The sequence below is a fragment of the Bradyrhizobium sp. 31Argb genome, from assembly GCF_043638955.1.
Classification (GTDB): domain Bacteria; phylum Pseudomonadota; class Alphaproteobacteria; order Rhizobiales; family Xanthobacteraceae; genus Bradyrhizobium.
In genome coordinates this window covers 1-8231 of the sequence record NZ_JBEGDB010000328.1, presented here as the reverse complement: position 1 = coordinate 8231, position 8231 = coordinate 1, and the positions used below count along the sequence as shown (strand labels likewise).

The window sequence follows — 8231 nt, the reverse complement described above, 5'->3', positions numbered from 1 at the left end:
CGGCTCCCTCGTTTGAGATTTCGACAACCTCATTCTGGCACAACTGATGCCGTAGGGGGCCGTCCACCCCATCAACCCCGACTGTTGGCTGCTACGCTCGGTTGGGGCGGCGTTCACACAACCCGCGCCTGTGGTGATGGGTCCCGGGTCAAGCCCGGGACGACAAAGGCCGCCGCGCCAGCTTCACCATTTCCATCAGCAACGCCTCGCCGGCATCGACGAGATCTTCCAGCGTGATGCGCTCGGTTCCCTTGCGCAGCGATGTGCCCTGGCGCGGGATCAGCGGCACATGGACGAATGCGGCGAGCTGCAGGCCGTCGGTCTTGTCCACCGCCTCGATTGCGCGCCAGCTTAGGTAGTTGCAGAGATAGCTGCCGGCGTCGCGGGAAGCGCGCGCGTCGATGCCGGTCGCGAGCGCGGCGCGCAGCAGCTTTGCGGTATGCGGTCCGAACATTGTCGCGTCAGTGCCGTCGACGATCGAGCCCTTGCGCGCGCGGCGGCGGCCGGCATCGGCGACCAGCGTGGTGACGGCATTGCGGGCGCGGGTCTCGATCCGCAGATGCGCGGTGCGACTGGCAAGCCCGAACATCAGCAGCACCCGCGGACGGACGCGCGCGATCAGCTCCGGCAATTCGCGATCGACGGTGTCATAGGTGACGCGGAAGATGTGGCTCGTCAGCTTGACGTCATCGAAGGCGGGACGGCGAAGCTGCGTCAACCGTTTCACCAGCGGCATGGTCGGATTGAACGGCGCGCCGGGAAACGGACCGAAGCCGGTGACGAGCACGGAGAGCTTTTCGCTCATCGCAACAGTTCCGCGATCTGCTCGGCCGCCACCGCCGGCGAGATGCGGCCGTCGGCGACCTCGGCCTCCGTCTTCTTCACCTTGGCGCGGATCGCGGGGTCCGAGCGCAGGCGCGCCATGATCCGCTGCTCCAGCATCGACCACATCCATTTCACTTGCTGCTCGCGCCGTCGCGCCGCGAACTCGCTGGAGGCGTTCATCGCGGTGCGATGCTCGACGATCTTCTGCCAGAGCTTGTCGATGCCCGTACCGGCCAGCGCCGAATAGGTCTCGACCGGCGGGTGCCAGTGTTGCGAACGCGGTGCCAATATATGCAGCGCGCTGCGATAATCGGCCGCCGCGACATTGGCGCGCTTGAGATTGTCGCCGTCGGCCTTGTTGATCGCGATCATGTCGGCGAGCTCGACGAGGCCCTTCTTGATGCCCTGCAGCTCGTCGCCGGCGCCGGGCAGCATCAGCGCAAGGAAGAAATCGGTCATGTCGGAGACCGCGGTCTCGGACTGGCCGATGCCGACGGTCTCCACCAGCACCACATCAAAGCCGGCCGCCTCGCAGAGCAGCATCGCCTCGCGCGTCTTTGCCGCGACGCCGCCGAGCGTGCCGGAGGAAGGCGAGGGGCGGATATAGGCCTGCTCGGACGCCGAGAGCCGCGCCATCCGCGTCTTGTCGCCAAGGATCGAGCCGCCGGTGCGCGCCGACGACGGGTCGACCGCCAGCACCGCGACCTTGTGCCCGTGCTCGATCAGGTACATGCCGAGCGCGTCGATGGTGGTCGACTTGCCGACCCCGGGCGAGCCGGTGATGCCGACACGAAAAGCCTTGCCGGTCTCCGGGAGCAGCGCCTGCACCAGATCACGCGCCGCCGCCTGGTGGTCGGCGCGACGGCTTTCGATCAGCGTGATCGCACGCGCCAGCGCTGCGCGGTTGCCGGCGCGCAGGTCATGGGCGAGGGCGTTGATGTCGAGCGCTTTGGTGCCGCTCATTGCTGATCGTCTTCATCCGCTTTTGGCCGCGATCCCCCGAAAATCCTGGCACCTTCCGCCGTCAGATATGGCTTCAGCGTTTCCCATGGCACGAAGGCGACGTACTGGCCTTCGGCGTAGGGGCCGACCGCGTAGGGCGGATAATGGAAGGTCGGGCCGGAGCTCTTGCCCGCCTCGCTCGAAGGCGCCAGCGTGACCGCGCCGATCTTGAGCAGCGTCGGCTTCAGTTCTTTGTACCACTCGGCGGTCGCGGTCTCGTCGGCGCCGCGCTTCTTCTTCTCGGCGTTCAACGAGGCGATGACCGCCTCCAGCATCGCCTTCATGGTCGGCCCGTCGTCGGCGGTCTCCGTGAAGAAGGGGCGGATGCTGATGCGCTTCTTGTCGGTGGAATCCCACAGGATCGTGTTGACGTCCGAATTCGGATGCGCGCCGCGGGTATTGATGTAGTCGTTGCGGACAATGCTCGCGTAACGGCCACCGACCACCGAGCGGACATTGTACTTGCGCTCGAAGGTCCAGCCGCCACGGTCGAACAGTTGCGGATCCTGCTTCCGTGTGGATGCCGCTTCGGCCGCGCTCTTGTCGACCCACTTCCTGCCTTCGGCAAGGCAATTGGCTGATAGCGTGGGATCGGCCTTGATCTTGTCGTCGAGATAGACGGTGGCTTCGATGCTCCTGTTCTTGACCAAAGCGTCCGGCTTCGGATCGGCGAAGGCCGGCTGGAGACATATGACGCTCAATGCCAGCGCGATGCTTAATTTGCTCAGTAAGGTCAAGGTTTGACTTCCTTGGCAATTTGTCCGGCGAAGCGCTTCAGAGGTTCGAGATCGCGCTCGACCATGTTCCATAGCAAATCCGCGTCAGTTCGGTGATAAGCGTGGCGCAGCCATTTTCCAAGATCGGCCAAACCTCGCCAATTGATACCAGGTTCTCTCGCCTTCAATTCCGTCGGAATAGACCGAGACGCTTCGCTAATGATTTCAAGCAATCTTTCCGTCGCTAGTCGCGCCACCAGATCAGCGGCAAAGCTTTCGCGCGTGTGCCCAGCCACCATGTGTCGAATATGGTCGATCGCCGCGACGATGTGATCGATTCGATCAGCGAGGGTTGGGCGCACGTCAAAACACTTCGACGATATCGTCCGCTATGCGCTGCGCGAAGCGGGGAGTGAGGGAGCGTCGCGTGGTAGCCTGCGCCTGCAATCCGGTCGCATCCTCTATGATATGCTCAACATTAATCAAGTTAAGGAGCGAGAACGAGGCGTCTGGCTCGGTCTCGACAAGCACATCGATGTCGCTGTCAGGCCGATTGTCGCCGCGTACGCGAGAGCCAAAAATGGCAAGCTTCGACACACCCGTCGCCTTTATGGCGTCGGTGTTCTTCCGTATCGCAGCAATGATTTCGTCACGCGTCATCGCACAACTCTCAGCGGCTTCGCTAGTAGTCTATCAACTACTCCGCCGCCTCGCTATGGCCGAGCCGGGCGTTGAGCTTGTGGATCAGCTCTTCGGCGGCGTCGGAGATCACGGTGCCCGGCGGGAAGATCGCTTCCGCGCCCGCCTGGTACAGCGCCTCATAGTCCCGCGGCGGCACCACGCCGCCGATGATGATCATGATGTCCTCGCGGCCGTATTTCTTCAGCGCGGCCTTCAGTTCCGGCACCGCCGTCAGATGCGCGGCGGCGAGTGAGGAGACGCCCAGGATGTGCACGTCGTTTTCCACCGCCTGTCGCGCCGCTTCGTCGGCGGTGGCGAACAACGGCCCGATATCGACGTCGAAGCCGATGTCGGCAAAGGCCGATGCGATCACCTTCTGGCCGCGGTCGTGGCCGTCCTGGCCGATCTTCGCCACCAGGATGCGCGGCCGGCGGCCCTCGGCCTCCTCGAAGGCGTCGATCAGCGCCTGCACCTTCTCGACCCGGTTGGACATGGCGGCTGCCTCCCGCTTGTAGACGCCGGTGATGGACTTGATCTCGGCGCGATGGCGGCCGAACACTCTTTCCATGGCGTCCGAAATCTCGCCGACGGTCGCCTTGGCACGCGCGGCGTCGATGGCGAGCGCCAGCAGGTTGCCGTTGCCTTCGGAGGCCGAACGGCTCAGCGCCATCAGCGCCTGCTCGACGTCCTTCTGATTGCGCTCCTGCCGCAGCCGCTTCAGCTTGTCGATCTGCAGCCGCCGCACGTTGGTATTGTCGACCTTCAAGACGTCGATCGGCGCCTCGTTCTCCGGCCTGTACTTATTGACGCCGATCACCGCCTGCTTACCCGCATCGATCCGCGCCTGGGTCTTGGCCGACGCTTCCTCGATGCGCAGCTTCGGCACGCCGGCTTCGATCGCCTTCGCCATGCCGCCGAGCTCCTCGACTTCCTGGATATGGCCCCAGGCTTTTGCGGCGAGATCGCGGGTCAGCCGCTCGACATAATAGGAGCCGCCCCAGGGATCGATGATCCGGTTGGTGCCGCTTTCCTGCTGCAGGAAGAGCTGGGTGTTGCGCGCGATGCGGGCGGAGAAGTCGGTCGGCAGCGCCAGCGCTTCATCGAGCGCATTGGTGTGCAGCGACTGGGTGTGTCCCTGCGTCGCCGCCATCGCCTCGATGGTCGTGCGCATCACATTGTTGAAGACGTCCTGCGCCGTCAGCGACCAGCCCGAGGTCTGGCAATGCGTGCGCAACGAGAGCGAGCGTGGGTCCTTCGGGTTGAACGGCTTGAGCAGCTTGGCCCAGAGCAGGCGCGCGGCGCGCATCTTGGCGACTTCCATGAAGAAGTTCATGCCGATCGCCCAGAAGAACGACAGCCGCGGCGCGAAGCGGTCGACATCGAGGCCGGCGGCAAGGCCGGCGCGCAGATATTCGACGCCGTCGGCGAGCGTGTAGGCGAGCTCGAGATCCTGCGTCGCCCCGGCCTCCTGCATGTGGTAGCCGGAGATCGAGATCGAGTTGAACTTCGGCATCCGCTGCGACGTGAAAGCGAAGATGTCGGAGATGATCCGCATCGAGGGCGACGGCGGATAGATGTAGGTGTTGCGCACCATGAACTCTTTCAGAATGTCGTTCTGAATGGTGCCCGACAGTTTCTCCGGCGGCACGCCCTGTTCCTCGGCGGCCACCACGAACAGCGCGAGGATCGGCAGTACCGCGCCGTTCATGGTCATCGACACGCTCATCTGGTCGAGCGGGATGCCAGCGAACAGCGTGCGCATGTCGTAGATCGAGTCGATGGCAACGCCGGCCATGCCGACGTCGCCGGAGACGCGCGGATGATCGGAGTCATAGCCGCGGTGGGTGGCAAGATCGAAGGCGACCGAGAGGCCTTTCTGCCCTGCCGCGAGGTTACGGCGATAGAAGGCGTTGGAGTCCTCCGCCGTGGAGAAGCCGGCATATTGCCTGATGGTCCAGGGCTGGTTGACGTACATCGTCGGGTAGGGGCCGCGCAAATAGGGCGCGATGCCCGGCCAGGTCTCGAGAAAGTCGATGCCTTGAAGATCGGTCTCGCTATAGCTGGGCTTTACCGGGATGCCCTCGGGCGTCAGCCAGGGATCCAAGCTTCCAGCGGGCCGCGATGTAGCGATCGCCTCGAATGCGACGTCAGCAAAATTGGGAATACGGGTCATCGCTCAAGCGCTCTTTGTTGTTCTCGCCAAACGGCTTTGGATCTCGTCCTGCAAGTCGCGTATCTCGCACATTGTCAAATGTAACTTCTCGTAAGGAAAAAGCCCAATCCAAATGTTCCCGAGATAAGCCGAGAAGCCAGGCCCGGTCACACATCCAAGAGACAACAGGCGGTACGCCCATGGATGCCTGATCGGTCCTCGCATCGACAGTCGCAACCTGCTTCTCGACCTTGCATTCGCAGATTCGAATTCGACCCAATTTCTTTGCAGTGCCTCTGCGATCTCTTGATCGGTAAGCCGGGCCAGATCGGAACGAAGATTTATGCAGAGCTCTCGTCCCATCACACCTCATTCTAATCGTGGTCCGGATGCTGGTGGCTGACGATGGTCGCCATCTTCTCCGGTCCGTAATTCTGCTGCGTGGTCTGGCTCGGCAGGTTGGCGATGCCGACCACCCAGCCGAGGCGGGATTCAGTGCCGTATTGCCGGGTCGGCGCCACCATGTCGGGCCGGTCGAAGGAGCCGGTCATGATCTCGATACGGGGGCCGTCGATGCGGCGGAAGCTCAACGGCGTGCCGCAGGCGGCGCAGAAATCGCGCTCGGCGATCGAAGAGGAGCGGAACGAGGCCGGCTTGCCGCGGGTCCAGGCGAAGTCGTTCTTTTCGATGTCGGCGAAGGAGGCGAACGGCGCGCCGGAGGCCTTCTGGCACATCCGGCAATGGCAGATGCTGATCCGCGTCGGCGCCGCCGTTACCGCAAAGCGGATCGCGCCGCATTGGCAGCCGCCGGTCAGAACGGGTTTTTGGCTCGACGTCATGCTCACTCCATCCGCCTATAGGCTTCCTGCAGCGTCGCCGGCGCGTCGCAGCCGGCAAAGATGAAATCGGTCACGCCGGACGCGCGCAGTGCGGCTTCCAGCTCCCCCGGCCGTCCAGCCAGATAGATATGCCTTGCGCCGGCGGCTTGAAGAGCCTTGGCCGCGGCGGCGGCGTGTTCCGCATAGACCTTGTCCGAGGAACACAGGCAGACGATCGTGGCCCCCGAGGCCTTGAAGGCGTCGGCAAGTGCTGTCGGATCGGAAAATCCCTGGTTGTCGACCGCCTCGATGCCGCCGGTCTCGAAGAAGCTCTTCGCAAAGGTGGCGCGCGCGGTGAAGTCTGCAGGCGTACCGAGGTTGGCGAGGAAGATTTTTGGACGCGCCCCGCTCGCCTTCAGCTTTGCGTCGGATTTGTCGCGCAGTGCCTCGAAGGGTTCGGCGAGCCGCATCGGTGACAGCGCGTCAAACTTGAATTTGGCCTCGCCATAAGGTGGTAGCCCAACCGGCTTTGCTTCCAGCACCGTGGCATCGGCCTCGTGCAGGTTCGGAAACTCGCTGGCGCCGGTCAGCACGTCGCGACGCTTGGCGATGTTGGCCTCGCGCGCGGCACGCGTAGCGGCGACCTTGCGCTGGATCAAGTTCTCTCGAAGCGCGGCAAAGATGCCGCCGGCTCTTTCGATCTCCTGGAACGCCAACCAGGCAGCTTCGCAAAGCTCCTTTGTCAGCGCCTCGATGCCGCCGGAGCCCGCCGCCGGATCGGATACTTTGGCGAGATTGGACTCTTCCAAGAGAATGAGCTGCGTGTTGCGCGCAACGCGCCGGGCAAAGTCGTCGGGCAGGCCGAGCGCCAGCGTGTGCGGCAGCACGGTGACGGCGTCGGCGCCGCCAAGCCCCGCCGAGAAGGCGGCCATGGTGGCGCGCAGCATGTTCACATAGGCATCGCGCTCCGTCAGCATCCGCCAGGCGGTGTCGGCGGCGATGAACAGTGGTCGTGGCGTCAGTCGGCAGGCCTGTTCGACCCGCGCCCACAAGAGCCGCAGCGCGCGGAATTTCGCCAGCGTCAGGAACTGGTCGGTATCGGCGCTGAGCCGCGCATAGACCATGCCTTGGGCATCCTCGAGCGCGACACCGGCTTGTTCGAGGGCGCGCAGATAGGCGACCCCGCTTGCCAGCACGAAGGCGAGTTCCTGCACCTCCGATCCGCCGGCATCATGGATCACCCGCCCATCTGCAGCGGCGAAAGGCCCCTTGAATCCGAGCGCCACCAGGCCTTTGACGGCGCCGGTCACCGCCGGCACGATCTCGCTCCACTCATAGGGGCTAAAGCCCCAGACCGCACAGGCCGCCAGCGGATCGAGCCCGAAACGGATGTCACACTTGGCGGGATCAAATCCCCTGCGCTTCACATATTCCGCGACGTGGATCGCGGCCATCCGTGATTGCGGGCCGATCTGGAGATCCAGCGCGATACCGGCATCGAGGTAGATGCCGTCGAGCACCTTGTCGACGGCTTCGGCCGTTGGCTCTAGTCCAAAACCATAGGCGCCACTGCCGCCGGCGAAGACCAGCGCGAGGCCGGTGGCGCCATTCTCGAGATCATGCAGCGCCTGCGCATTGGCGCGGCGCGGGTCGGGATCGTCGATCCGCTGCATGATCTGCCAGGGCGCAGCCTGGCCTCGGCCGGCGATCGGGCTGGCATTGGTGGCGCGGCGATAGATCGGCTCGATTTTGATCCCGTCATAGGTCTTGCCGACCAGCTTCTCGAACGGCGCGCCCTTCAGGACGCCGTCCACCAGCTTGCGCCAGTCCTCGTAAGTCGCCGGCGCGAAATCGGCCGCCAATCGCAGATCGTCAGTCGTGGTCGTCATCCGCCCTATCGTTCCTCAAGTCTTCCTCGCCGTTTGACCGGAAATTGCCACGCCGAAGCCGCCAAGCCAAACCCTAGGCCGTGTGGACTCTTGGGATTCTCAAATCAGATTGAACGTGATTCAAGGCTTTCTTTTAGGAGGAAGCCTT

At 63.9% G+C, this 8231-nt stretch carries 8 protein-coding genes; all 8 read right to left on the bottom strand.

Translation table 11 applies throughout. The annotated features are described in order from the left end of the window. Nucleotides 1–148: 148 nt before the first annotated feature. Nucleotides 149–805 (bottom strand): pyroglutamyl-peptidase I, encoded by a 657-nt coding sequence (locus AAFX91_RS36225; protein WP_394569716.1) that lies wholly within the window; start codon nt 803–805, stop codon nt 149–151. After that, a complete protein-coding gene (meaB, locus tag AAFX91_RS36220; RefSeq protein WP_394569715.1) occupies nt 802–1788 on the bottom strand; it encodes a methylmalonyl Co-A mutase-associated GTPase MeaB in 987 nt (328 codons plus the stop codon). Before meaB ends, AAFX91_RS36225 begins: the two co-directional genes overlap by 4 nt. Next, nucleotides 1785–2555 (bottom strand): RsiV family protein, encoded by a 771-nt coding sequence (locus tag AAFX91_RS36215; RefSeq protein WP_394569717.1) that lies wholly within the window; start codon nt 2553–2555, stop codon nt 1785–1787. Before AAFX91_RS36215 ends, meaB begins: the two co-directional genes overlap by 4 nt. A 5-nt stretch (nt 2556–2560) precedes the next feature. After that, nucleotides 2561–2905, bottom strand: a complete 345-nt coding sequence (locus tag AAFX91_RS36210) for a DUF86 domain-containing protein (RefSeq protein WP_394569714.1) — start codon at nt 2903–2905, stop codon at nt 2561–2563. A 1-nt stretch (nt 2906) separates the two neighbouring features. Then, complete coding sequence (locus tag AAFX91_RS36205; protein WP_394569713.1) at nt 2907–3203, bottom strand: nucleotidyltransferase family protein; 297 nt, start codon at nt 3201–3203, stop codon at nt 2907–2909. Between the two features lie 37 nt (nt 3204–3240). Next, nucleotides 3241–5397 carry a methylmalonyl-CoA mutase gene (scpA, locus tag AAFX91_RS36200; protein WP_394569712.1) on the bottom strand — a complete coding sequence of 719 codons (2157 nt, stop codon included), beginning with the start codon at nt 5395–5397 and terminating at the stop codon, nt 3241–3243. Nucleotides 5398–5750: 353 nt separating this feature from the next. Continuing rightward, nucleotides 5751–6215, bottom strand: a complete 465-nt coding sequence (locus AAFX91_RS36195; protein ID WP_130581104.1) for a GFA family protein — start codon at nt 6213–6215, stop codon at nt 5751–5753. A gap of 2 nt (nt 6216–6217) precedes the next feature. After that, entirely contained in the window at nt 6218–8083 is a 1866-nt protein-coding gene (locus AAFX91_RS36190) for a methylmalonyl-CoA mutase family protein (RefSeq protein ID WP_394569711.1), read from the bottom strand. Between the last annotated feature and the right edge of the window lie 148 nt (nt 8084–8231).

Excerpts from the sequence above, each read along its gene's own strand:
- AAFX91_RS36225 (WP_394569716.1), bottom strand. The coding sequence starts at position 805 with ATGAGCGAAAAGCTCTCCGTGCTCGTCACCGGCTTCGGTCCGTTTCCC.
- meaB (WP_394569715.1), bottom strand. The coding sequence starts at position 1,788 with ATGAGCGGCACCAAAGCGCTCGACATCAACGCCCTCGCCCATGACCTG.
- AAFX91_RS36205 (WP_394569713.1), bottom strand. The coding sequence starts at position 3,203 with ATGACGCGTGACGAAATCATTGCTGCGATACGGAAGAACACCGACGCC.
- scpA (WP_394569712.1), bottom strand. The coding sequence starts at position 5,397 with ATGACCCGTATTCCCAATTTTGCTGACGTCGCATTCGAGGCGATCGCT.
- AAFX91_RS36195 (WP_130581104.1), bottom strand. The coding sequence starts at position 6,215 with ATGACGTCGAGCCAAAAACCCGTTCTGACCGGCGGCTGCCAATGCGGC.
- AAFX91_RS36190 (WP_394569711.1), bottom strand. The coding sequence starts at position 8,083 with ATGACGACCACGACTGACGATCTGCGATTGGCGGCCGATTTCGCGCCG.